This window comes from Arsenicitalea aurantiaca (assembly GCF_003994485.1).
GTDB classification, from domain to species: domain Bacteria; phylum Pseudomonadota; class Alphaproteobacteria; order Rhizobiales; family Devosiaceae; genus Arsenicitalea; species Arsenicitalea aurantiaca.
On sequence record NZ_RZNJ01000003.1, the window covers coordinates 503,912 to 525,463 of the forward strand.

Consider the following 21,552-nt stretch of genomic DNA (forward strand, 5'->3'; position numbering starts at 1 on the left):
TGTCCTTCAAGAAGAGTGTTCGGTGGGGCGTTGTTAGCCCAAGCCGGGCCGCAACGCACCCCCGCCCTTTCTCCGAGCCCCGGCCTAGCCGAGCACCACGCCATCGCGCGCGATGCACCGCCCGGCCCGGTAGACGGCACGGCCGCCGGGCACGCCGACCACTGCCTGGGGCAGGTGTTCGGCACCGAGCGTCACGAAATCGGCGCGCATCCCTTCGGCGAGCCCGTAATCGGCAAGCCCGAGCGCCTTCGCGCCGGCATGGGTCACGATGTCGAAGGCCATTTCAAGCTCGTGATCCTCGTAGAACCCCGAGCGATAGCCGATGAGGTTGGCGCGCCGCAGCATGTCCCCATCGCCATAAGGCCACCAGCTGTCGCGAATGTTGTCGCTGCCCGAAAAGACGGTGACGCCCGCCGCGCGCAAGGCCGCGACGGGCGGGAAGGCACGAGCGCCCGGCGCGTTGGTCATGATGGCAACCCCGGAGCGGGCGAGGGTGTCTGCGATCCGCCCGAGCGCGTCGCGGTCGAGATCGCCGAGCCCATAGGCATGGCTGATGGCCACGCGTCCTTCCATCGAGAGCGCGCGGGCCCGGGCGGCGATCTCCTCGATCTCGTAGGCGCCGAGCAGCCCACCGTCATGGAGGTGAATGTCCACCTTCACCCCGCGCCGCTCGGCGATCCCGAAGACGATGTCGAGATGGGCGTGCGTGTCGCGATCGAACGATGCCGGATCCAGCCCGCCGATCACCTCGCAGCCGAGCCCCACCGCCGTCTCCAGCAGTTCGGGCGTGCCCGGGCTCGAAAGGATCCCGCTCTGGGGAAAGGCGACGAGTTCGATGTCGATCAGATCCTTGTGCGCGTCGCGCACCGCGAGGATCGTCTCGATGGATGTGAGCCCGACCGAGCCGTCCACCATCACATGGGAGCGCATGCGCGTCGTGCCATGGCCCACGCAGAGCGCGATCTGGTTCTTTGCGCGTTCGGCCATGGGCGCGGCATTGGCCATGTTCTGCGCCTGGAACGCGACGCGCTCGCGCACGTCGAACCCGTTGGTACAGGGAATGTGCGGCTTCCAGGCATCGCCATAAAAGCTCGTATCGAGGTGGATGTGCCCCTCGACGAACCCCGGAACCACGAGCGCATCCCCCAGATCCACCCGCTCGCCCCCCTCGGGTAAGGCTTCCCCCTCGGGCACGATGGCGAGGATCCTCCCCTCCCCCACAAGCAAACTCCCCCGCCTCCGTCCGGGCAGGCGCAGATTGGTAAAGAGGGTGGTGGTGGCGGGAGCATGGGTCATCGTGATTTCCGGAGGTCAGGCGCAGCGGAGGACGCTTTGCGGGGAGGTTGGGAGGAGGAGCGGGCAGCGCCATCGCGGCGGGCCGGATAGAGAAAAGCATCTGGGTGCTCGAGGAGCAATATCGCCCTAAAGCCCCGCCCGCTTGCGGCGGGCGCCGAGCCAGCGGATGGCGATGGGGAGCATTGCGACGAGGCCGAGAAGGCCCGTTGCGAGCAGCACTTCGGGGGTGAGGAAGTCGCCGGCCGACAGCGCGGGCGCGCAGCCGTCCTGCCCCGGCGGGCATTCGCGGAGCCGCTCGCTGATCACCCCGCGCAGGCCCTCCCCGGCATAGGCATAGGCAAGGATGCGCGGCAGCATGCCGGCGAGCGTCGTCAGCACAAAGGCGGGATAGCCGATCTTGAGCGCCGGCAGCGCGACGTTGAGGAGCGTGAAGGGCACCGCCGGCATCAGCCGCAGCACCAGCATGTAGCTCACCGCGTTTTCGCGCACGCCCCCCGCAAGCCGCTCGAGCTGCCCGCCGGCCTTGCCCCCGAACGAGGCGGGCAGGAGCCGCGTCGTCGCGAAATAGAGGATGGTGACCCCCGCGAGCATCCCCGCCGAAACCACGAGAGACGCGCCCAGCCAGCCAAAGACCAGCCCGAACGGGATCGTCATCAGCGGCACCCCGGGCAGGAGCGCAATGACCAGCAGCATGTAGAAGGCCGCCGCGATGGCGCCGATCCGCAGCGGGTCCGCCGCGACCCGGCCCGACACGCTCCGCCAGTTGGCCGCGAGCGTTTCGGCATCAAGTTCATTGAGCCCGAAGGCGTAGACGAGCCCCGCAATGGTCGCGATCAGCGCAGCCCCGATCAGGAGCCCGCCATAGCGGGCGAGAAACGCCTTGGTCTTGTCGAGCACCAGATCGCCTTGATACGGGCGAACCGTTTCACCCCCATGCGACAGGCTAAGGTCTGGCCACGCGGATGTGAAGGGGCCGGCTCTCAGGCCTGCCGTGCGGCCCGGGCATATTGGTCGAGCACATGGCGCACGGCGTGCTCGAGGATGGCGGGGGCTTCGGGCGCCAGCGTTCCGGCCCGCACCGCATCGGCTGCGCGCGGCAAAAACTGGGAGAGAAGCGGCTCGGGCAGCGCCCGGCCTTCCAGCGCCGCCATGAGGCGCCTGACGGCCTGTTCGGCCTCCGGTCGCGGCCAGTAATAGCGAATGCGGTCGGAATAGGAATAATGGCGCAGCACCGCCTGCTCGGCCGGCGTGCCCGGATAGTATTTCTGCCAGTGGCCGGGCTCGGCCAGCATCAGCGCTTCCATGGCGCGCCAGAGCGGGCGGTCGCCATAGTCGGGGTCGAGCGCGCCCGCGACGAGGTCGAGCCCGTACAGCGCTTCGCGCAGCGCAAAGGTCAGCCCCGGACCGACCTTCAGAATGGCGAAGCCGTCCCCGACGAGGTCATGCAGATGCCCCTCGGTCTGGTAATCGGTCGAATGCGCCTCGAAGACGAGCCTGGGCTCGTCCTCAAGAAGGCCGACGAGCGCGCGCGCCCGTTCCGGGTTATAGGCGATCACATCCTCATGGCCGAATTCCACACCCGGCTGCACCACCATGCCGATGACGCGCCCGAGCGCCGCCTCGAGCCCAGCCTCGGCGAAAATCCGCCGATGGGTGGCGAGCGTCTTTCGCGCGGCCTCGGGAGCCGTCGGTACGAGCCCCTCGAGCGCATGGGTCGCGCCGCCCGGGGTCGGCACTTCGGTACCGATGATGTAGAGCCGAGCTGCCAGCCCCTCCTCCTGTGCGACGCGCTCGGCGATCCTCGCCAGCCGGGCGGCGCGCAGCGCGGTCGTTTCGTCGTCAAGCGCCTCGGGCTCGCCGGCGCAGCCCATCGAGCAGTCGAGATGGATCTTGCCGAAGCCGGCGGCAACGAACTCCGCCATCATCGCGTCGGCCTTTGCGAACGCCGCCTCGAAAGGCAGATGCTTCCAGGGGTTGGGCCCCAGATGATCGCCCCCAAGGATCAACCCTTTAGGATCAAACCCGACCTCTCGCGCAATGTCCTCGACGAAGGCGCGGAAACCGGCCGGCGTCATCCCGGTATAACCGCCATCCTGGTTCACCTGGTTGCAGGTGGCTTCGATCAGCACCGGGGTCCCTTGTGCCCTTCCCTGGGCCAGCGCAGCCCGAAGAACGATCCGATGGGCCGAGCAGACCGAGACGATGCCGGTGGGGCGGCCTGCCCGGTGGTCGGGGGCGAGCTGGGCAAGGATATCCATTCCGGTCAGCTCCGTTGCGGGGTCGAGGCGATGAAGGCCTCGAGCTCGGAAAGGCTCGATGTGCCTTCCATCGGCCCCTTGATGGTCACGTTGCGCGCGCCCGCCGCATTGGCGTAGCGCAAGGCGTCGGGCACGTTCATGCCGAGCCGTCGGCAGACGAGATAGCAGGCGCCAAAGCAATCTCCGGCGCCCGTGGGGTCGATCTCCTCGACGGCAAAGCCCGCCATGTCGGTGCGCCCTTGCGCATCGAAATGGCTCGCGCCCGCCGCGCCGCGCTTCAGCACGATTTCGCTGATCCCGCCTTGAAGCAGCCGGCCGATGCCGGTCGCCTCGTCGTCCTCCCCGGTAAAGAGCGCCAGCTCTTCGCCCGAGGGCAGGAAGATGTCGGTGACCGCGAGCACCGCCCTGAGCGCCGGGCCCATCTGCTTGTCCCCCAGCATCTCCTTGCGGATATTGGGATCGAACGAGACCGTGCCGCCGCGTGCCTTGATGGATTTGACCGCGTCGAGCGTCAGCCCGAGCGTTGCGGGGATCGAGAGCGCCGAACCCATGACGTGGAGGTGACCTGCGCCCTCGAGCACGCGTTCGGCCTCCGGGGTCAGGCTCAGCTGCCCGCTCGCGCTGTGGCGGATGTTGAACACGAAGTCGCGCGACCCGTCCTCCCGATAGCGCACGAAGGCGCTGCCGGTCGCGATGCCGGGCAAAACCGCGATCGCCGAAACGTCGACCCCATCGGCCCGCAGCCGGTCGATGTTGAGCGCGCCGAAATCATCGTCCCCCACTGCCGAGACGATGGCGGCCGGATGGCCGGCCTTCGCCACCTGGTCGATGAAGATGGCGGGCGCGCCGCTCGGAAAGGGGCCGATCAGCGCCTGGGGCTCGCGAAAGCCATTGCCCCGGGTTTCGGCCATGATCTCGACGAGGATCTCGCCGATGGTGACGATCGGTTCTGTTGGCATTGCTCTTTCAGCCGTTGAACAGGGTTTCGGGGGCGGCGCCGGGATAGATCAGGCTCTCGTCCACCGAGAGCATGCGCTGGTGCAGAAGCAGCGCCGCGCCCAGCGCCGGCCCCTCCTGCCCGAGGCTCGAGACGAGGATGCGGGGCATGGGGAAGCCCTCGATGAATTCGGCGCGCATGGCCGCTTCGACCTCCTCGGCCACCGCCGCAAAGACCGGGGCGACCGAGCCCCCGAGGATGATCTGGCCCGGATTGAGCACGCTGGCGACCTGGACGAGCCCGAGCGCGAGCCTGCTGCCCCAGTCCCGCGCGGTGAGGAGCGCGATCTTGTCGCGCCGCGCGAGCGCCTCGAGCAGCTGCTCGAGGCCTGCGTCCTGGGGCCCGCCATTGGCGCGGTAGCGCGCGACGATCGCGTCCTTGCCGATATAGCTTTCGAGGTGCCCCATCTTGTGCCGGCCGCGGAAGAAGCCCTCCCCGCCGATCGCGATCTGGCCGAACTCGCCGGCGAGCCCGAAATTGCCGCGAAAGAGCCGGCCGCCGATGACGATGCCCCCGCCCGCGCCGTTCTCGATCAGCATGAAGGCGACCGTCTCGCTCTGGTGGGCGGCATCCCGATAGGTCTCGGCGATGGCAAAGGCGTTGGCGTCGTTCTCGATGTGGATCGGCAGCTCGACCGGCAGGCGCTCGGCGAGCCCGTCGCGCAGGCGCACGTCCTGCCAGCCGAGGATCAGCCCGTTGACGACGACGCCCTCGGGATCGAGCAGCGCCGGCAGCGCCACGCAGAGCCCGCGGATGAGGCCCGGATCGGGCAGCATGGCGATGATCTCGCCGATCATGCCGGCAATGCGCGCAATCCCGGCCTCGGGAGTTTCGAGCGCGGTGGAAAAATCGATCGAGCGCCGTGCGACCTCGCGCGCGGCAAGATCGATGGCGAGCACGGTCAGCCGGTCGACCCCGATCTCGGCGCCGATGAAATAGGCGCCCAAGGCGTCGATCTCGATATGGATGCCGGGCCGGCCGGTGCGCGTCTCGCCATCGGGGCGCGCCATGTCGGGCCGCTCGATCACGAGGGCGTCGGCGCGCAGATTGGCGATGATGTTGCCGGTGGTGGAGCGGTTGAGCCCCAGCGCCCGCGCGAGGTCGGCGCGGCTCATGCCCTCGGTGCGAAACAGGACGTTGAGGGCGCGGATCTCGTTGAGATGACGGACCGATTGCGGCGTCGCCACTAGGGTCTGCCTCCGAATATTGCTGTCATCGCCCTGCCCCCCGGACTGGTGCGGGCCGGGCCCGTGACTTGCCTATTAACCCGGCGGGCCGGGCGGTGCCAGCCCCGCAACCGCGCGGGCCGGCGGCATGGCGGGCCCTTGCGGACCCGCCATGAGCTCCTGCTACTGGTTCTGGCGCATGGCCAGCAGGTCCTCCACATTGTCGGCGGTCACCGGCACCCACGGCACCGAGTACTGCTGGGACTGCCCGCCATCCCAGGCCATCTCGCCGCCATTGACGTCCCAGACCGCGGCGCGGGGCTCGTAGCCCTCGCCCTCGATCGCGGCCATGGCGAGGTCGATGGCGCCCTGGGCCTGCGCGTCGGCGTCCTGGAGCGTCGACATCATCTCGCCGCGCTGCACGGCGAGCAGCGCATCGGTGACGCCGTCGACGCCGGCCACCGGCACTTCGGCCGGATCGAGCCCGGCGGCCTTGACCGCCTCGAGCGCGCCGATCGCCATCTCGTCATTCTGGGCGATGATGCCGTTGATCTCGCCGCCGCGGGAGATCAGCCAGTTTTCGACGAGCGAGAGCGCTTCGGCCCGCGACCAGTTGGCCGTGCGCTGCTCGAGCACGGTGACGTCCGGGTTGGCGGCGAGCGCTTCCTCGATGCCCTCGAGGCGCTGGACCTGCGCGGACTGGCCGATCATGCCCTCGACGATCACGACATTGCCCGAGCCGCCCATCTTCTCGATGACGGACTCGGCGAGGATGCGGCCGGCTTCGACGTCGTTGGAGCTGATGTAGCTCTCATAGAGGTCGGTGTCCGAGATCAGCGTGTTCGAGCCGATGACGGGGATGCCCGCCTCCATGGCGCGCTGCACCGGATCATTGCCCGCGTTGATGTCGACCGGCACGAAGATGATCGCGTCATAGCCTTCGGCGATGGCGGTATCGAACTGGTTGGACTGCTGCAGCGCATCCATGCGCCCATCGAGCACGGTGAGCGCAATGGTGCCGTCCTCAACCAGCGGATGGCGGTTGGCGGCATCGGCCCAGAGCACGTTGAACTCGGTGTCGAGGCTCTGCACCACCGCGGCGATGCGGGCCTCCTGTGCGGCAGCCGTGCCGACGAGGCCGAAGCCTGCCGCCACCATGCTGGTGCCGGCCAATGCTGCGAGCATCAGGCGGCGCGAGAGAAGAGTCTTTGCCATTTGGGACCTCCCTTTTCTGGCGTTCCTTGGTCGTCCCCCGGGCCTCTGCGGGCCCGCGGATCCGTTACGGATTGGAATGTCTGGAGCGATCGATGAGGACGGCGACGACGATGATCGCGCCCTTGATGATCTGCTGGTAGTAGGAGGAGACCCCGAGCAGGTCGAGCCCGTTGGAGATCACCCCGATGATGAGCGCGCCGATCAGCGTGTAGGTGACCGACCCCACCCCGCCCACGAGGCTCGTGCCCCCGATGACAACGGCCGCGATGGCGTCGAGCTCGTAGCCGAGCCCCGCCTGCGGCAGCGCCGATGTGGTGCGTGCGGTCAGGATCACCCCGGCAAGCCCGGCGAGCGCACCCATGATCATGTAGGCCGAAAAGATCACCGAACGGGTCGGGATGCCGCTGGTGCGCGCGCTCTTGATGTTGCCGCCCACCGCATAGATCCAGCGGCCGTAGACGGTGTAGCGCAGCACGATGAAGGCGATGATGAAGACGAGCGCGAAGACGATTACCGGCACCGGCACGCCCATCACGAACCCCTGGCCGAACCAGCGGAATTCGGGGCTGAGATTGGGGATCGGGCGCCCGTCGCTGTAGAGCAGCGTCGCCCCGCGCGCCATCGAGAGCATGCCGAGGGTCACCACGAAGGCGGTGACCTTGAACCGGGCGATGAGGATACCGTTGATCGCCCCGACCAGCGCCCCTACCCCGATGCCGGCGAGGAAGGCGAGCGCGGGATTGGCCGGATCGGCCCCGGTGACGAGGCTGCCCGCCACCACGCCGCACAGCGCCAGTACCGAGCCGACCGACAGATCGATGCCGCCCGTCAGGATCACATAGGTCATGCCGATCGCGAGGATGCCGTTGATCGACACCTGGCGCAGCACGTTGGTCAGATTGGCCGTCGAGAGGAAGTTCTGGTGCGCGAAAGAAAGCGCGACGAAGAGGATCACGAAGGCGAGGACGATCCCGTATTTGGAGAGGATGTCGGCTGCCATCTGCCGGCGGGCCCGGCCCGGATTTGCGCTCGATAGCTCTGTGGTCATGTGCGGGGTCCTTGCTCGGTCAGCTGGCCAGATGGACGAGGGCGTCCTGGCTCGCCTCGGCGGCCGGGAGTTCGCCCGCGATCCGCCCCCGCCGGAACACGATGATCCGGTCGGCATTGGCGAGGATTTCGGGAATTTCGGACGAGATCAGCAGCACGGCATTGCCCTTGGCGGCGAAGTCCGAGAGGAAGGCGTAGATCTCGCGCTTGGCGCCTTCGTCGATGCCGCGCGTGGGCTCGTCGCAGATGAGGATCTTGGGATCGGTCTCGATGCAGCGGGCCAGCACCACCTTCTGCTGGTTGCCCCCCGAGAGATGCTGCACGAGCAAATGGCGCGATGCGGTGCGGATGCGGAATCTCTTGATCTGCGCGTCGACCGCCTCGGCCTCGCGCCGCCCGCTGACGAAGCCGCCCCGCGCGAAACGCTTTAGCGCGGCGAGCACGACGTTCTGGCTGACGGTGGAGGTCAGCACGAGCCCGGTTTCCTTGCGGTCCTCGGTGATCATGGCGATGCCGGCGGCAAGAGCGTCGGTGGGCGAACGGATCTCCACCGGCCGGCCTTCGATCGTGACCGTGCCCTTATCCTTCCGGCCATTGCCATAGAGCGCATTGGCGAATTCGGAGCGGCCTGCCCCCATCAGCCCGTAAAGCCCGACGATCTCGCCGCGCGCGATCGAGACCGAGATATCCTCGAACTGCCCGTCCCGCGAAAAGCCCTCGGCCGCGATCATCGTCTCGCCGCGCGCGGTGGTGGGGCGCGCCTGCTGGTCGGCAAGATCGCGCCCGACGATGAGGCTGATCAGGCGCTTGCGATCGATGTCGGCAAGGCTCCCGGTCTCGATGAAGCGTCCGTCGCGGAACACCGTATAATCGTCGGCGATCGAAAAGATATCGGTCAGACGGTGGCTCACATAGATGATCCCCACGCCCTGCTCGCGCAGCGAGGCGATCGCGGCAAAGAGCGTCGCGGCTTCCTTCTCGCCGATGGCGGAGGTCGGCTCGTCCATGATCAGGATGTCGCTGTCGCGGCTGATCGCCTTGGCGATCTCGACGAGCTGGATCTTGGCGACCGAGAGATGGCGCATCTGCGCGCGCGGGTCGATGTCGAATTTGAGCCGGGCAAAGAGCGCGGCGGCATCCGCGACCATCTTCTTCTTGTCGACGAACCAGCCGCCCCGGCGCGGCTCGCGCCCCAGATAGATGTTTTCGGCCACGGTCATGTCGAGGACCGGGCTCAGCTCCTGGGTGATGATCGCGACGCCGTCGGCCAGTGCCTCGGCGGCCGAGCCGTAGCGCACGACGCGCCCCTTGGCGAGGATCGTGCCGCTATCGGCCTTCTGCAGGCCCATCAGGATGTTGAGGAATGTGGATTTGCCCGCGCCATTGCCGCCGCAGAGCGCATGCACGCTGCCGCGCCGCAGGCGGATGCGCCCGTCGATCAGCGCCGGCACGCCCGAATAGGCCTTGGCGACGTCGGTGGCGGCCAGCAGCAGGTCGGGGTCGAGCTCATAGCCCATCGCGCGCAGATCCGCATCCTCGCGCGCCTCGCGGCGCGGTTCGACGGCGGTGGCTGATGGATTGCCGGCCATGGCGACCTCCCTCTCCTCTGCTGAACGAGCGCCTCTGTCGGGCACTTCTTTGTTCGTTGCGAAAGCAAACATAATGATGGCGGCGAGTCAAGCCGGGGCTGGATGGGAGTACCGCACCGTCCTGGGCCCGCCGCCCGCGCACCGGGCGACGGCGGAGCGATCAACCACCCCGCCTGCCCGGCGCGCAACCGGGTTAATCAGGCCGTGCGCGCGGTCCGAGCCTTCCGGATCGCCTCGCCCTGACGGGCTTCGATGAAGGCCTTGGCCAGCCGGGCGACTTCGACGTTATCGGTCCAGGTGTTGCGCCAGATGCCGCAGGTGATCGACAGATCCTCGTCAACGACCTCCGAGGAGAAGGATTCAAAGGTGAGGTAATCCTCGTAGCCGATCGCGTGGAGCGCATCGAAGATCGGCGCGAAGTCGATCGTGCCCGAGCCCAGGAACCCGCGATTGCTCTCCCCGATGTGGAAATAGCCCAGCCGGTCGCCGGTATGGTGGATCGCCTGGGCCGGATCGGCCTCCTCGATGTTCATGTGGAAGGTATCGAGGTGGAGGAAGATGTTGTCCGAGCCCGCATCGGCGATGAACTTCATCCCCTGCGCGGCGGTATTGATCAGATTGGATTCGAAGCGGTTCACCACTTCGAGGTTGAGGCTGACGCCCGCATCCTTGGCGATATCGGCAACCCGGCTCATCACCGAGACCGAATTGTCCCAGCCCTTCTGGGTGGGCAGGCTGTAATACTTGCCATGGGCCGAGAAGATGATGCCGCCAAGCTTCTTGCCACCGAGGTCCCGCGTCACCGCCACGGCGTCCTTGAGCACCTGCTCGCCGCGCTTGACCGCCTCGGGATCCTCGCTCGAAATGTCGGCATCCTTGGGCAGGCCCATGGTGACGACGACGTCGAGCTCGTAATCCTTGAGCCGGCGCGCGAGCCAGGCGACGTCGAATTTCGAGGGGTCGAGGCGGGGAAACTCCACGAGGCCGTAGCCGAGAGCGTGCGATTTTTCCATCGCGCCCTCCAGATCCTCCTGGGTCGTGCCCCCCGTCCAGACGAAGGAATGAATGCCGAGCTTTTTCATCGATGCTCCTCCACAAAGAAATTTATCGGGGGGATGACGCGCTGGCCGAGACCAGCCCCTCTCGGAACCGTCCGCATCGGGCCTGTCCGACCGGGCTGAACCCATCGGACCCGCCGCCTCAGCAAGCCCGACCCGGATCTGCCCGCGTCGAGCCGGCCCGATATGGACCCGCCACTGTCGGACATGCCCCGCTTGGATCTGCCCGCTTGAACTTGTCCCGCTTCGGTCACCTTCCCGGACTTGCCCCAGACTTGCCCTTTGGAGCAGCCCTTTCGGACCCGCGCCTCTCGGACATGCCCGTCGCGCACCAGCCCGCGCACCCCTCCCGTCAGTTTGTTTGCATTAGCAGCAAACAAACTTGCGTTCAAGCGCTGGCTGTTGATAGTCTTCGCTCATCGCTCGAACGCGGCCGCGAGGGCCGGATCCAGAAGCGGGACGCATGAGGAGGACACCCCGATGGCCGACGCGCCAGCCCATCCCTATGACCTGACCGATCGCGTCGCGATCGTCACCGGCGCCGGCGGCGGCATCGGCACGGCCCTCGCCCGGCGCTTCGCCGCCCAGGGCGCCCGCCTCGCGCTCGTCGACCGCAATGGAGAGGTCGAGGCCCTCGCCGCCGAGCTCGGCCCGCGCCACCGTGCCTGGCGCTTCGACATCACCGACGCCGAGGCCATCGCCCGCTTCACCAGCGAATGCGCCGCCCATTTCGGGCGGATCGACATCCTCCTCAACAATGCCGGCATCGGCATCCTCGCGCCGGCCGAAAGCCTCGCCATTGCCGACTGGGACCTCACCCTCGCGGTCAATCTGCGCGCGCCCTATCTCTTTGCGCGCGCCGTCGCCCCGCACATGCTCTCGCGCCATTGGGGCCGGATCGTCACCATTTCCTCCCAGGCGGCGGTCATCGGCATTGCCGAGCATGTCGCCTATTCGGCGAGCAAGGCGGGGCTCCTCGGCATGACCAATTGCCTTGCGCTCGAATGGGGCCCGATGGGCATCACCGCCAACTGCATCTCCCCCACCGTCGTCGAGACGCCGCTGGCGCAGGTTGGCTGGGCCGGCGAAAAGGGCGAGCGCGCCCGCGCCGAAATCCCCACCCGGCGCTTTGCCCGCCCCGAGGAGATCGCGGAGGCCGCGCTCTATCTTGCCAGCGAGGCCGCCGCGATGGTCAATGGGGCGAATTTGATGGTGGATGGCGGCTTCACCATCCGCTGACAGACCCAGACACACGAAAAGGGGGGAGACACTCATGGCCCAGTCCATTGCGGGCAAGACTGCGATCATCACCGGAGCGAGCTCGGGCATCGGGCGCGCCGCGGCCCGGCGGCTCGCCGCCGAAGGCGTGCGGGTGGCGCTCGTTGCGCGTTCCGCCGAGAAGCTCGAGGCGCTCCGCGCCGAAATCGGAGACGGCGCCGTCGCCATCCCGGCCGATCTCGCAGTGCCCGCCGATGTCGACCGCATGGTCACCGAAGCGAGCGCGGCACTGGGGCGGATCGACATCCTCTTTGCCAATGCCGGCGCCTATATCAGCGGGGACGTCGCCGAAGGCGATCCGGACCAGTGGGACCAGCTCCTCCTCGTCAACGTCAATAGCGTCTTCCGCGCCGTCGGTCGCGTCCTGCCCGCCATGATCGCACAGGGGGGTGGGGATATCATCGTGACGAGTTCGGTTTCGGGCCATCAGGCTATCCAGTGGGAGCCGGTCTACAGCGCCTCCAAGCACGCCATCCAGTCCTTCGTGCACGGGGTGCGCCGCCAGGCCGGCCCGCATAATGTGCGCGTGGGGGCGCTGGCGCCGGGCGTCGTGCTCAACGAATTGTGGGGGCTGGTCGACGAGCAGGTGATCGCCGAGCGCGCCGGGCGCCGCGAAGGCCTGCTCTGCGAGGATGTCGCGGACGCACTCGTCTTCATGCTGACGCGCCCGGCCAATGCCACGGTGCGCGACCTCGTGCTCCTGCCATCCAATCAGGACATCTGAGCGCTAAAGAAAAAGGTGCCGCCGGCCGAGGGAAAGGCGAGGCCGGCGGCGGAGGGGTTCAGCGTGTGGGGGCGTCCATGGCCTCGTCGGTCCCCAGCTCGGCGAGGATCGTGTCGAGCACGGAGAAATCCACCCATTCGGCGGTCTCGACGCGCGTCACGTTCTGGAAATCCTCGCCTTCATAGATCCAGTCGGCGGTGTATTCGAGTTCCTCGCGCGAGAGCCCGCCATTGACGCTCCAGCTCTGGGTAAACGCCTCGGCCAGCGCCTCGAGATCCTCGCGCGGCACGTCGGGGCGGGCCGTCGCCATGCCCTCGACCCATTTTTCGGGATCGGCCGCGAAATCGCGCGAGATGCGCACCAGTGCACGCACCACGCCTTCCACGTCCTCGCGCCGGTTCTCCAGCGTCTCGGAGGTGACGATGTTGACCTTGTTCACCACCGGCGCCGCTTCATAATAATCGTCCTGCGAGACGAGCACGTGCAGCCCCTCGGGATCGGGCAGCGACATCCAGACTCCGATCGAGATCGTCGTCGCGTCAATCTGGCCGGCCGCCAGCGCCTGGGCCCGCACATTGGGCTGTCCGAGCGTCACCACTTCGAGCGTATCGGTGTCGACGCCCTGTTCGGCCAGCACCTTCATCGAAAGCGAATGATCGAGGCTGCCGACACGCCCCACGCCGAACGAATGCCCGCCCAGATCGGCGGCCGTTGCGATCTCGTCCTTGCCCGCGATCAGGAAGGGCAGCGACTTGTTGGGGGAAACGACGGCGCGCAGGTCCGAATTGCCGGCCGCCACCAGCTGCAGCAGCGCATCGACGGCGATGTTGGCCATCTCGCCCTCGTCGGCCTGCAGCGCCGCGAGCGCCGAAGGCGTCTGCTGGACGCGCACGAGCTCGACCTCGACGCCTTCCGCTTCGAAATAGCCAAGGTTCAGCGCCAGATCCATCACCGAGTTCGGCACCAGCGGCGCCTCGAGATCGGTGACGATCATGCGGAAGGGCTCCGCCGAAACCGCCGTCGTCAGGAGCGCGAGCCCAGTCAGCGCCGAAAGAATGCCGCGTGCGGGCAGGGTCAGGGTCATTTTTGTCCTCCATGAAGGGGTTTTGCACCCCGTGTCTTGATCAGGGGCATGCGCTGTCGTCCCTCTGCCCGTCGGGCATGATGGTGCGGCAGAGCACGGCATCGGTGAAATTGGTGCCGGTAATGTCCGCGCCCGAAAGATCGGCGTCGGTCAGGTCGGCCTCGCGCAGCCCGGTATGGTCGAGCCTGGCATCGACCAGCACCGCGCCCACGAGGCTCGCCCCGCGTAGCGTTGCGCGGGTCAGGTCGGCCCCGGTGAGGTCGGCGCCCGACAGATCGGCCGAGCGCAGATTGGCGTTGACGATGTTGGCGCCCGCGAGCCGCGCGCCGCTGAGATTGCCCTCGCGCAGCGTCGCGCCCTGCAGCGCCGAGCGCTCGAGCGACGCGTTGACCAGCACGATCCGGGAAAGCCGCGCATCCCAGAGCGAGGCCCCGTCCATCCGCGCATCGGTCAGATCGGTGCCCTCGAGATTGGCAAAGCGCACATAGGCATCGGTCAGGTCGGCGCCCCGCATGTCCGCGCCCGAAAGATCGGTATAGGTCAGATAGGCGCCCGCCAGCGCCGCGCCCTCGAGGGGAGCGCCCGCCAGATTGCAGCCGAAGCAGTGCAGCGTTTCAACGAGCGCGGTGCGTTCGGCCGCTTCGAACCCCAGCGCGCCCTGCGGCGCGAGCGCCAGCAGCGCCGCCCCGAGCAGCGCCATGGCCGTTCCGCGTCTGCTCTCGCCCCTTGCCATCTATTCCACCACGAACCGGCCGAAGACCTCCTGGGCCGGGTCGGAATGATCGCGCACGTAAATATCGTAGACGCCGCTCCGCATGGGGTGGAAGCTGAAGCGCGCCGCGCCCTGCTCGTCGCACTCGATGGCGCGGAAGCTCATCCCCTGCATGTAGATCTCGATGTCGTTGACGCTGACGACGCGCAGATGGGAATTGGCGAGCAATTCCTCCGCCTCGAAATGAAAGCCCGTCGCATCGTCCACCGCATCGGGGCAGACGAAGTTGAACCGGTAATAGCCACCCGTCACGAGCTCGAACTCGTCCTCGGACAGCACAGGCTCGCCATTGGGGCCGGTCGTGACCTCGAGGAAGATATCGACCGGCGGCGGAGCAGCGATCACGCCAGGCTCCTGGGCTAGGGCCGATGCGGTGCCGGCTGCGAGCGCCGAAAGGGCGAACAGGGCGGCCTTGGGCAGGGCATGCCTCATCGAAATCCTCCTCATGGGTTCTTGTGGCCGGGCGGCTTTCCCGCTGCCGGCATCGCGTCTTGGCCCCAAGTGAAGGCGCTCGCACCGCCCCGGTCAATTGCGGGCGGGCCTATGGCTGCCATCGGAAAAGCCAATGGCACCACCCTTGGCCACCCCATCCTAGACCAAAGCCGGGCTTGCCATCGGCCCGCTTCGGGCCTAACCCGGATGGGCCCGCAAAGGAGGAGCGGCATGGACCAGGGCCACAGGACGCTGGCGGACAGGACGCCCGAGGCCTCGGCGCGGCCCGCGCCATCCCCGCAGGCCGAGCGCGCCGCGGCGCGGCTCGCAAGCGAGATCACGCTCCATCAGCTGCGCATCTTCTGGACGGTGGCGAATGCCGAAAGCCTCACCCAGGCCGCAAAGCATCTGGGGCTCGCCCAGCCCTCGCTCTCCCAGCAGCTCGCGAGACTCGAAAGCGCGGTGGGGCTGAGGCTCTTCGAGCGCCGGCCCGCCCGCATGGAGCTGACCGATGTCGGCCAGTACCTGCTGCCGCGCGCCGGGGCGATCCTGCGCAACATGCACGAGCTCGAGGACGGGCTCAGCGGCTTTCGCGGCGGCACCCGCGCAACCATCCGCATTTCGGGCATCACCTCGGTGCTGCGCGCCATCCTGCCCGCCGCCATGGATCGGCTGCGCACGCGCTACGAGGCGCTCCATTTCGACATCTTCGATAATGCGCCCGCCGACATTCTCGAGCTGCTCTATGCCCGCAAGATCAATCTGGGGCTCGTCGCGGCCAATTCGGTCGCTGAATCCGGCGTGGGGTTCATGCAGGTGCCGATCCTGACCGATCCCTATCTCCTCGCCGTGCCCGAGGGGCTCGCGCTCGATGGGGCCGAAAGCCTCGCCGGCCTGCCCCCCGAGATCCGGGAGACGGTCAACCGCTCGATCCAGTTCAGCTTCGGCACCCAGCACGCCACCCGCGTCGCCGACTGGTACAGCCAGCGCCTGCCCGGCCATCGCGTGGTCGCGCGCTGCCGCAGCTTCGAGATGGCGCTCGAAATGGTGCGGGCCGGGCTCGGCGTCTGCCTCACGCCCGCGCTCTCGACCCTCTCCAATGGCCGGCCGCTCGAAGGCATCAGGCTCTACCGGGTGGACGTGCCGCCCCGCCGCGTCGTGGCGCTCATCGCTACCCAGTACCGGCGGCTGACGCCTTTTTCGGACCTGATCGAGAGCCTCGAGGCGATCGGTGCGGCCTATGTGCCGCCCGAGGGCCTGCCCATGCCGCCATTCCTCGCCGAGCGCAACGGATCGCGCTGAACCCGCGCCTCACCGCGGGCGATAGGTCAGCCGGATCACGTCCTCGCCGATCCGCTCGGTCTCGGCGAGCCGCATGGGCGGCAATGGGCCGGTGAAGAACGGCGCGCCGCTCCCCAGCACCACCGGATGAAGGTAGATCCGGTATTCGTCGATGACCCCGCTCCCGGCAAGGCTGCCGGCGAGGCCCGGTCCCGAGACCTCGATCACCCCGTCCCGGGCTTCCTTAAGCGCCCCGATTTCCCCGACGATGTCCGGCCCCAGCAGCTGCGCATTGGGCCCGACCGTCTCGAGCGTGCGCGAGGCCACCCATTTGGGCCGGCTCCGCCAGGCCGCGGCATATTCGCGCTCGTCCTCGCCCCAGTCGGCCTGCTCATCGTCCCAATAGCGCATGATCTCGTACATGCGCCCCCCATAGATGCATCCGGCGAGCCCGCCGACATCGGCGATGAAATGCCGGAACAGCACCGGGTCGGGCGCGAACTTCATGTGGTCGACATAGCCATCGAGCGACTGGTTGAGCGCGTAAACGAGCGTAGCCATATAGGCCTCCTCCCTGTTGCCAGAAGGCTAGGCCTGAACCGGCCTCCGCGCAATTGCCGGGTAAGCCGCGACGGTTTCTCAGCGCACCGCGGTGATCGCGATCCACTCGGTCGGGCGCTCGTCATAGCCGGTGCCCGTCCACCCCTCGAGGCTCAATTCCGCCCATGGCGCTGCCGCCCGCCAGAGCGCGAGCAGCCCCGTCGGCTCGGGATAATTGTAATAGCGCCCGAGCCCGTCGAGCCCCTCGCCCTGCCCCGCCTTGAAGCTCGCCCAGGCGACCCCGCCCGGCAACAGCGCCCGGTGCACCCGCCCCACCATTTCGGGCAGGAAAGCGCTCTGCACATGCAGCAGCGCGGCCGAGGCATAGACCCCGTCATAGGCCGCTTCCGCCGCAAGCTCCTCGAACCGCATCACCTTTACGGCCTGCCCCAGATAATCCGAAGCGATCCTGGCGAGCCCCGCCGACCCGTCCGTCGCCTCCACCCTGAACCCCGCCTCGATCATCGCCCGCGCGTCCCGCCCGCTCCCGGTCCCAAGCTCCAGGACGAGCCCACCCGGCCGCACCCTCCCCAGAAACGCCCCAAGCCGCGGATTGACGCTCCCATCCTCAGCATAAACGGCAGCGTTGGCGTCGTAGAACTGGGTGGTGTCGATGGGCATGGGGGGCTCTGCACAAGCGGGGACGATCCCCCATATGCCCGCCCCCGCCTTTCCTTTGCAACGACGCTGGAGACCCGTGCGATGCCAAAGGGTAGGCCATCGTCTGGTGGCGGCAAAGGCGATCTCATCGCACCTCCAGAACGACAGTATGTTCTCACGATCGTCGACACGTTTATGATCGCCGAAGTCGCGACCGGGGCGAGAGACCGATGGTGGAGAATTGGATCCGAACGGATGAGGTCGAGGATGTGGCGGGATCCATACGCCACGTTATACGCGCTGCCCAGTTTGCGGCGGAGGACCCCTTGGCCTGGAAGTGGGTCGTGATTGCCTTGGATTCCGCGCTGCAGGGAGCGTGCGTATGCCATCTCACTACCACCGCGGCACCGATCGGCGCTGTCACCAAGCGCAACGCCAGCGAGTGGTGGACCTACCTTGGAGGATTGCGCAGCAATCCGAACGCGCGGCAGCCGAAGACCGAATTGATGGGGCTTCCTGATCTCCTTAAAGCAGTTCGAAAACCCGGGTCTGCTGGCAATGGTAGCAATTCTGCGGGTATCGCGATTAGCGACTCTGAACTGAATTGGTTGCTCCGGTTTCACAAAGAAATTCGGAACCAGTTCGCACATTTCGGGCCAGCGGGCTGGTCGATTGAAGTATCGGGGATCCCTAAGATAGCAAGGCTGGTCGCGCGTATTATACGCGATATTCTAGAAGCAGGTTGGGCATTCCGCCATCAGGATTGTGCTGCGCGTGAAGAAATGCAGCAAAGTCTCCACGCCGTGGAAATGATAAAATGGCCCACATAGCTGAAAGGCAGATAGTCCCCACCCCATGCGCCGCACACTCATCCTCTCCCTCGTCGCCCTCGGCCTTCTCCTCCTCGCCGCCTATGGCGTGCTGCAGCTGAGCAGTGCGCGCAGCTTTCAGCTCTTCGGCGAACTCGTTGCGCGGGTGGAGACGGACCGACCGGTCGTCGCGCTGACCTTCGATGATGGCCCGACCCCGGACTATACCGGCCCCGTGCTCGATCTGCTTGCCGCCCACGGGGTCGCGGCGACGTTCTTCCTCACCGGCCGGGAGATCGAGGAGAACCCGGAGGAGGCCCGTGCCATCGTCGCGGCAGGGCACGAGATCGGCAACCATTCCTATTCCCATCCGCGCATGATCTTCATGAGCCCTGACGCCGTTCGCGCCGAGATCGAGGCGACCGATGCAGCGATCAAGAGCATCGGCTATGAGGGCCCGGTTCATTTCCGCCCGCCTTTCGGGCGCAAGCTTGTCGTCCTCCCCTGGCATCTCTGGCGCACCGGCCGCACGACCATCATGTGGGATCTCGAGCCCGAAACCTGGCCCGAAATCGCCGCCGATGCGGGGGCCATTGCCGAGCACGTCATCGCCAACGCCACCAACGGGTCGATCGTCATCCTGCACGTCATGTATGAGAGCCGGCAGACGAGCCGGGAAGCGCTGCCCGCGATCATCGAGGGGCTCAGGGCCCGCGGTTTCGACTTCGTCACCGTCTCCGAACTCCTCCCCGAGCGGTGACGGGCACAAAAAAACCGCCGGCCTTCAGGCCGACGGTTCCGCGAAAATCGCTTCTCCTCAATCCCCCATCACGACGCCCTCGCGCCGCTTGTCGGCAGCCCCGACGAGGCCGTCATCGGTGATCTGGATCACGTGGAGGCCCGAATTGAGGTTGGCCGCTTCGGCCGTATGCCCGAATTCGGCGAGCCCTTCGATCATCGCCTCGGCCCCCTCGCCTTCCTCGACGCGGGTCGGGCCGTTGAGATTGGTCACATGCGGCAGGTCGATCGCCTCCTGGGGGTCCATCTCCCAGTCGAGGATCGCGATCAGCGAGAGCGCGGTATAGTTGATGATGTTGGCCCCGCCCGGGCTCCCCGTCAGCAGCACCGGCGCGCCGTCTTCGAGCACGATGGTGGGCGCCATGGACGAGCGCGGGCGCTTGCCCGGCTCCACCCGGTTCGCGACCGGCAGCCCGTTCGCCTCGGGCGCGAAGGCGAAGTCGGTCAACTCGTTGTTGAGGAGGAACCCATTGGTCATCACCCGGCTGCCGAAGCCGCTCTCGATGGTGGTCGTCGCCGAGATCATGTTGCCATAGCTATCGACGATGACGAAATGGGAGGTGCCGTGGCGCGGCCGCTCGGTGTCGGGGGCGAAAAGGCTCGCCTCGGTCCACGGCGGGGTGCCGGGCTCGGCGGTTTCCATCGCCGTTTCGGGATCGATCAGGGCTGAGCGCGAGGCGAGATACCCGTCATCGAGCAGGCCTTCGGGCATGTCGACGAAATCGGCGTCCGCCATATAGAGGCCGCGATCGGCGAAGGCGAGGCGCGAGGCCTCGATGAAGAGGTGCCGCGCCTCGGGCCCCTCGCCCAGTGCGGCAAGGTCGAACGGCTCGAGCATGCCCAGCATCTGCCCCACGGTCAGCCCGCCCGAGCTCGGGGGCCCCATGCCGCAGACTTCATAGGCGCGGTAATCGATGCAGACCGGGGCCCGGTCGATCACCGCATAGCGCTCGAAATCCTCGAGCGTCAGCATGCCCGGATTGATGTTGGTGCGCACCGCCGCAACGATGTCGCGCGCGATGGCGCCGGTGTAGAAGGGCGCCGCGCCCTGGTCGGCAAAGAGCCTCAGCGTCCGCGCATAGTCGGGATTAAGGAGGAGGTCCCCCTCGGCCAGTGGCTCCCCGCCGGGCAGGAAATACTCCGCCGTCGCAACGAACGCATCGAGCCCCTGCGCCCCGGCAATGGCGTCCGCCATGCGCTGGGAAACCGAAAACCCGTCCTCGGCTGTCGTGATGGCGTCCTCGAACAGGCTCCCCCAGGGCAGCCGGCCGTGATCGGCATGGATCGCCTCGAGCAGCTTTGGCGTCCCCGGCACGCCGGCCGAGCGCCCGCCCACCACCGCCTCCATGAAGGGCAGCGGCTCGCCCGCTTCATTGAGCCAATAGGTTTCGTCGGCCGCGAGCGGCGCCGTCTCGCGCGCGTCGTAAGTGGTGATCTCGCCCAGCGCCGCATCGTAATGGAGAAGGAACGCCCCGCCCCCGAGCCCCGAGCTCTGCGGCTCGACGAGCCCCAGCATGACCTGCACCGCAACGGCGGCATCAGCGGCCGAGCCGCCCCGGGCGAGCACGGCATGGCCGGCCTCTGTCGCGAGCGGATGGGCCGATGCCACCATGAAATTGTCCGCCCGCACCGATTGCCGCTCGGCGATCGCGGTGGTCTCCTCGGGCTGGGGGGCTTCGGGCGTCGCCTGCTGGGCCATGGCGCCGGTGCTGCAAACCAGCGCCGTCGCCAGCAGAAGATGTGTCCTAAATGGTCGCATTCGCGTTCTCCATGGGTTCAGTCACTCTGCCAAACCCCGATCATTGCCCCTCGGGGTGGCGCTGGCAAGGCAGGGGGTGGCACGGATTTTATCGATCGGCCTGTCGGCGCCGGTGCGTCCGGGCCGTCCTTGAAGCAGGATCGGATGGAAGGAGAGTTCCAATGCGCAGGATCAAGGTGGGTGCCTTCGTCAGCCTCGATGGCGTCATGCAGGCCCCGGGCGGGCCGGACGAGGACAGGTCGGGAGGCTTCGGCTTCGGGGGCTGGACGGCGCCGCTCTTTGACGAAACCGTGGGCAACGCCATCGACGAGATGATGGGCGAGCCCTTCTCGCTGCTTCTGGGGCGCAAGACCTATGACATCTTTTCCGCCCACTGGCCGCTTATGCCCGCCGACGATCCCATCGCCAGGCTCTTCAACCGCATCGACAAGCATGTCGCGAGCCGCAATCCCGCGCTCCGCCTCGACTGGGCCAACAGCCATCCTCTGGGTCAGGACGTCGTGGGCGCGCTCCGCGCCCTCAAGGCGAGCCCGGGGCCGGACCTGCTCACCCAGGGCTCGACCGAGCTTCTCGCCACGCTCATGACGACCGACCTCGTCGACGAGATCACCATGCTGGTCTTCCCGGTCGTTCTGGGGCGTGGCAAGCGCCTGTTCGCGGCCGATGCCATGCCCGGCGAATGGGCGCTCGTCTCCTCCACCACCGCCCCGAGCGGGGTCGCCTGCAATCGCTATCGCCGCGTCGGGCCCATCCGCACCGGCTCCTTCGCCCTCCCCGGGGATTGAGCGC

General features: G+C 67.4%; 21 protein-coding genes. 6 read left to right on the plus strand and 15 right to left on the minus strand.

Going from position 1 to position 21,552, the window contains the following annotated elements:
* Window positions 1–84 precede the first annotated feature (84 nt).
* The 9 genes from EMQ25_RS11005 to EMQ25_RS11045 form a co-directional block, all read right to left on the minus strand.
* Window positions 85–1,296, minus strand: a complete 1,212-nt coding sequence (locus tag EMQ25_RS11005) for an amidohydrolase family protein (protein WP_127188616.1) — start codon at window positions 1,294–1,296, stop codon at window positions 85–87.
* 126 nt (window positions 1,297–1,422) lie between these two features.
* A complete protein-coding gene (locus EMQ25_RS11010; protein ID WP_127188617.1) occupies window positions 1,423–2,193 on the minus strand; it encodes a TVP38/TMEM64 family protein in 771 nt (256 codons plus the stop codon).
* Between the two features lie 83 nt (window positions 2,194–2,276).
* Window positions 2,277–3,554 carry a D-tagatose-bisphosphate aldolase, class II, non-catalytic subunit gene (locus EMQ25_RS11015; protein WP_127188618.1) on the minus strand — a complete coding sequence of 426 codons (1,278 nt, stop codon included), beginning with the start codon at window positions 3,552–3,554 and terminating at the stop codon, window positions 2,277–2,279.
* Between the two features lie 5 nt (window positions 3,555–3,559).
* Window positions 3,560–4,513 (minus strand): tagatose kinase, encoded by a 954-nt coding sequence (locus tag EMQ25_RS11020; protein ID WP_127188619.1) that lies wholly within the window; start codon window positions 4,511–4,513, stop codon window positions 3,560–3,562.
* 7 nt (window positions 4,514–4,520) lie between these two features.
* Window positions 4,521–5,738: an ROK family transcriptional regulator gene (locus EMQ25_RS11025; RefSeq protein ID WP_127188620.1), complete on the minus strand. Its 1,218-nt coding sequence runs from the start codon at window positions 5,736–5,738 to the stop codon at window positions 4,521–4,523.
* A gap of 162 nt (window positions 5,739–5,900) precedes the next feature.
* Window positions 5,901–6,932, minus strand: coding sequence for a substrate-binding domain-containing protein (locus tag EMQ25_RS11030; protein ID WP_127188621.1), 1,032 nt, complete (start codon window positions 6,930–6,932; stop codon window positions 5,901–5,903).
* Window positions 6,933–6,996: 64 nt separating this feature from the next.
* Entirely contained in the window at window positions 6,997–7,980 is a 984-nt protein-coding gene (locus EMQ25_RS11035; protein WP_127188622.1) for an ABC transporter permease, read from the minus strand.
* A gap of 19 nt (window positions 7,981–7,999) precedes the next feature.
* Window positions 8,000–9,568 (minus strand): sugar ABC transporter ATP-binding protein, encoded by a 1,569-nt coding sequence (locus EMQ25_RS11040; protein WP_342210644.1) that lies wholly within the window; start codon window positions 9,566–9,568, stop codon window positions 8,000–8,002.
* 197 nt (window positions 9,569–9,765) lie between these two features.
* Entirely contained in the window at window positions 9,766–10,650 is an 885-nt protein-coding gene (locus EMQ25_RS11045) for a sugar phosphate isomerase/epimerase family protein (RefSeq protein ID WP_127188623.1), read from the minus strand.
* A gap of 456 nt (window positions 10,651–11,106) precedes the next feature.
* Between EMQ25_RS11045 and EMQ25_RS11050 the strand changes: the two genes are divergently transcribed.
* Together EMQ25_RS11050 and EMQ25_RS11055 are read left to right on the plus strand one after the other, a co-directional pair.
* Window positions 11,107–11,865: a GolD/DthD family dehydrogenase gene (locus EMQ25_RS11050; RefSeq protein ID WP_127188624.1), complete on the plus strand. Its 759-nt coding sequence runs from the start codon at window positions 11,107–11,109 to the stop codon at window positions 11,863–11,865.
* A 34-nt stretch (window positions 11,866–11,899) separates the two neighbouring features.
* Complete coding sequence (locus EMQ25_RS11055; RefSeq protein WP_127188625.1) at window positions 11,900–12,628, plus strand: SDR family oxidoreductase; 729 nt, start codon at window positions 11,900–11,902, stop codon at window positions 12,626–12,628.
* Window positions 12,629–12,686: 58 nt separating this feature from the next.
* Here EMQ25_RS11055 and EMQ25_RS11060 read toward each other — a convergent pair whose 3' ends face one another.
* The 3 genes from EMQ25_RS11060 to EMQ25_RS11070 are packed head-to-tail and all read right to left on the minus strand — an operon-like array spanning window position 12,687 to window position 14,916.
* On the minus strand, window positions 12,687–13,712 hold the full coding sequence (locus EMQ25_RS11060; RefSeq protein WP_127188626.1) for an ABC transporter substrate-binding protein: 1,026 nt from the start codon (window positions 13,710–13,712) through the stop codon (window positions 12,687–12,689).
* 40 nt (window positions 13,713–13,752) lie between these two features.
* Window positions 13,753–14,412: a pentapeptide repeat-containing protein gene (locus EMQ25_RS11065; protein WP_158626052.1), complete on the minus strand. Its 660-nt coding sequence runs from the start codon at window positions 14,410–14,412 to the stop codon at window positions 13,753–13,755.
* 33 nt (window positions 14,413–14,445) lie between these two features.
* A complete protein-coding gene (locus EMQ25_RS11070; RefSeq protein WP_127188628.1) occupies window positions 14,446–14,916 on the minus strand; it encodes a hypothetical protein in 471 nt (156 codons plus the stop codon).
* 231 nt (window positions 14,917–15,147) lie between these two features.
* Between EMQ25_RS11070 and EMQ25_RS11075 the strand changes: the two genes are divergently transcribed.
* Window positions 15,148–16,218, plus strand: coding sequence for a LysR family transcriptional regulator (locus tag EMQ25_RS11075; protein ID WP_158626053.1), 1,071 nt, complete (start codon window positions 15,148–15,150; stop codon window positions 16,216–16,218).
* A 9-nt stretch (window positions 16,219–16,227) separates the two neighbouring features.
* On the opposite strand, the gene EMQ25_RS11080 is transcribed toward EMQ25_RS11075, so the two are convergent.
* Window positions 16,228–16,758 carry a dihydrofolate reductase family protein gene (locus EMQ25_RS11080; protein ID WP_127188630.1) on the minus strand — a complete coding sequence of 177 codons (531 nt, stop codon included), beginning with the start codon at window positions 16,756–16,758 and terminating at the stop codon, window positions 16,228–16,230.
* 78 nt (window positions 16,759–16,836) lie between these two features.
* Entirely contained in the window at window positions 16,837–17,418 is a 582-nt protein-coding gene (locus EMQ25_RS11085; protein WP_127188631.1) for a class I SAM-dependent methyltransferase, read from the minus strand.
* 209 nt (window positions 17,419–17,627) lie between these two features.
* On the opposite strand from EMQ25_RS11085, the gene EMQ25_RS11090 reads away from it, so the two are divergent.
* Both EMQ25_RS11090 and EMQ25_RS11095 read left to right on the plus strand, forming a co-directional pair.
* Window positions 17,628–18,227 (plus strand): hypothetical protein, encoded by a 600-nt coding sequence (locus EMQ25_RS11090; RefSeq protein ID WP_127188632.1) that lies wholly within the window; start codon window positions 17,628–17,630, stop codon window positions 18,225–18,227.
* A gap of 25 nt (window positions 18,228–18,252) precedes the next feature.
* Window positions 18,253–18,966, plus strand: coding sequence for a polysaccharide deacetylase family protein (locus EMQ25_RS11095; RefSeq protein ID WP_127188633.1), 714 nt, complete (start codon window positions 18,253–18,255; stop codon window positions 18,964–18,966).
* Between the two features lie 57 nt (window positions 18,967–19,023).
* Here EMQ25_RS11095 and ggt read toward each other — a convergent pair whose 3' ends face one another.
* Window positions 19,024–20,763 (minus strand): gamma-glutamyltransferase, encoded by a 1,740-nt coding sequence (gene ggt, locus EMQ25_RS11100; RefSeq protein ID WP_127188634.1) that lies wholly within the window; start codon window positions 20,761–20,763, stop codon window positions 19,024–19,026.
* A 161-nt stretch (window positions 20,764–20,924) separates the two neighbouring features.
* Here ggt and EMQ25_RS11105 point away from each other — a divergent pair, with 161 nt between their 5' ends.
* Window positions 20,925–21,548, plus strand: coding sequence for a dihydrofolate reductase family protein (locus EMQ25_RS11105; protein ID WP_127188635.1), 624 nt, complete (start codon window positions 20,925–20,927; stop codon window positions 21,546–21,548).
* Window positions 21,549–21,552: the final 4 nt, after the last annotated feature.

What these genes read in the sequence shown, in the direction of transcription:
- EMQ25_RS11005 (WP_127188616.1), bottom strand. Translation starts at nt 1,296, where the DNA reads ATGACCCATGCTCCCGCCACCACCACCCTCTTTACCAATCTGCGCCTG.
- EMQ25_RS11015 (WP_127188618.1), bottom strand. Translation starts at nt 3,554, where the DNA reads ATGGATATCCTTGCCCAGCTCGCCCCCGACCACCGGGCAGGCCGCCCC.
- EMQ25_RS11020 (WP_127188619.1), bottom strand. Translation starts at nt 4,513, where the DNA reads ATGCCAACAGAACCGATCGTCACCATCGGCGAGATCCTCGTCGAGATC.
- EMQ25_RS11030 (WP_127188621.1), bottom strand. Translation starts at nt 6,932, where the DNA reads ATGGCAAAGACTCTTCTCTCGCGCCGCCTGATGCTCGCAGCATTGGCC.
- EMQ25_RS11035 (WP_127188622.1), bottom strand. Translation starts at nt 7,980, where the DNA reads ATGACCACAGAGCTATCGAGCGCAAATCCGGGCCGGGCCCGCCGGCAG.
- EMQ25_RS11040 (WP_342210644.1), bottom strand. Translation starts at nt 9,568, where the DNA reads ATGGCCGGCAATCCATCAGCCACCGCCGTCGAACCGCGCCGCGAGGCG.
- EMQ25_RS11045 (WP_127188623.1), bottom strand. Translation starts at nt 10,650, where the DNA reads ATGAAAAAGCTCGGCATTCATTCCTTCGTCTGGACGGGGGGCACGACC.
- EMQ25_RS11050 (WP_127188624.1), top strand. Translation starts at nt 11,107, where the DNA reads ATGGCCGACGCGCCAGCCCATCCCTATGACCTGACCGATCGCGTCGCG.
- EMQ25_RS11055 (WP_127188625.1), top strand. Translation starts at nt 11,900, where the DNA reads ATGGCCCAGTCCATTGCGGGCAAGACTGCGATCATCACCGGAGCGAGC.
- EMQ25_RS11060 (WP_127188626.1), bottom strand. Translation starts at nt 13,712, where the DNA reads ATGACCCTGACCCTGCCCGCACGCGGCATTCTTTCGGCGCTGACTGGG.
- EMQ25_RS11065 (WP_158626052.1), bottom strand. Translation starts at nt 14,412, where the DNA reads ATGGCGCTGCTCGGGGCGGCGCTGCTGGCGCTCGCGCCGCAGGGCGCG.
- EMQ25_RS11070 (WP_127188628.1), bottom strand. Translation starts at nt 14,916, where the DNA reads ATGAGGCATGCCCTGCCCAAGGCCGCCCTGTTCGCCCTTTCGGCGCTC.
- EMQ25_RS11075 (WP_158626053.1), top strand. Translation starts at nt 15,148, where the DNA reads ATGGACCAGGGCCACAGGACGCTGGCGGACAGGACGCCCGAGGCCTCG.
- EMQ25_RS11080 (WP_127188630.1), bottom strand. Translation starts at nt 16,758, where the DNA reads ATGGCTACGCTCGTTTACGCGCTCAACCAGTCGCTCGATGGCTATGTC.
- EMQ25_RS11085 (WP_127188631.1), bottom strand. Translation starts at nt 17,418, where the DNA reads ATGCCCATCGACACCACCCAGTTCTACGACGCCAACGCTGCCGTTTAT.
- EMQ25_RS11090 (WP_127188632.1), top strand. Translation starts at nt 17,628, where the DNA reads ATGGTGGAGAATTGGATCCGAACGGATGAGGTCGAGGATGTGGCGGGA.
- EMQ25_RS11095 (WP_127188633.1), top strand. Translation starts at nt 18,253, where the DNA reads ATGCGCCGCACACTCATCCTCTCCCTCGTCGCCCTCGGCCTTCTCCTC.
- ggt (WP_127188634.1), bottom strand. Translation starts at nt 20,763, where the DNA reads ATGCGACCATTTAGGACACATCTTCTGCTGGCGACGGCGCTGGTTTGC.
- EMQ25_RS11105 (WP_127188635.1), top strand. Translation starts at nt 20,925, where the DNA reads ATGCGCAGGATCAAGGTGGGTGCCTTCGTCAGCCTCGATGGCGTCATG.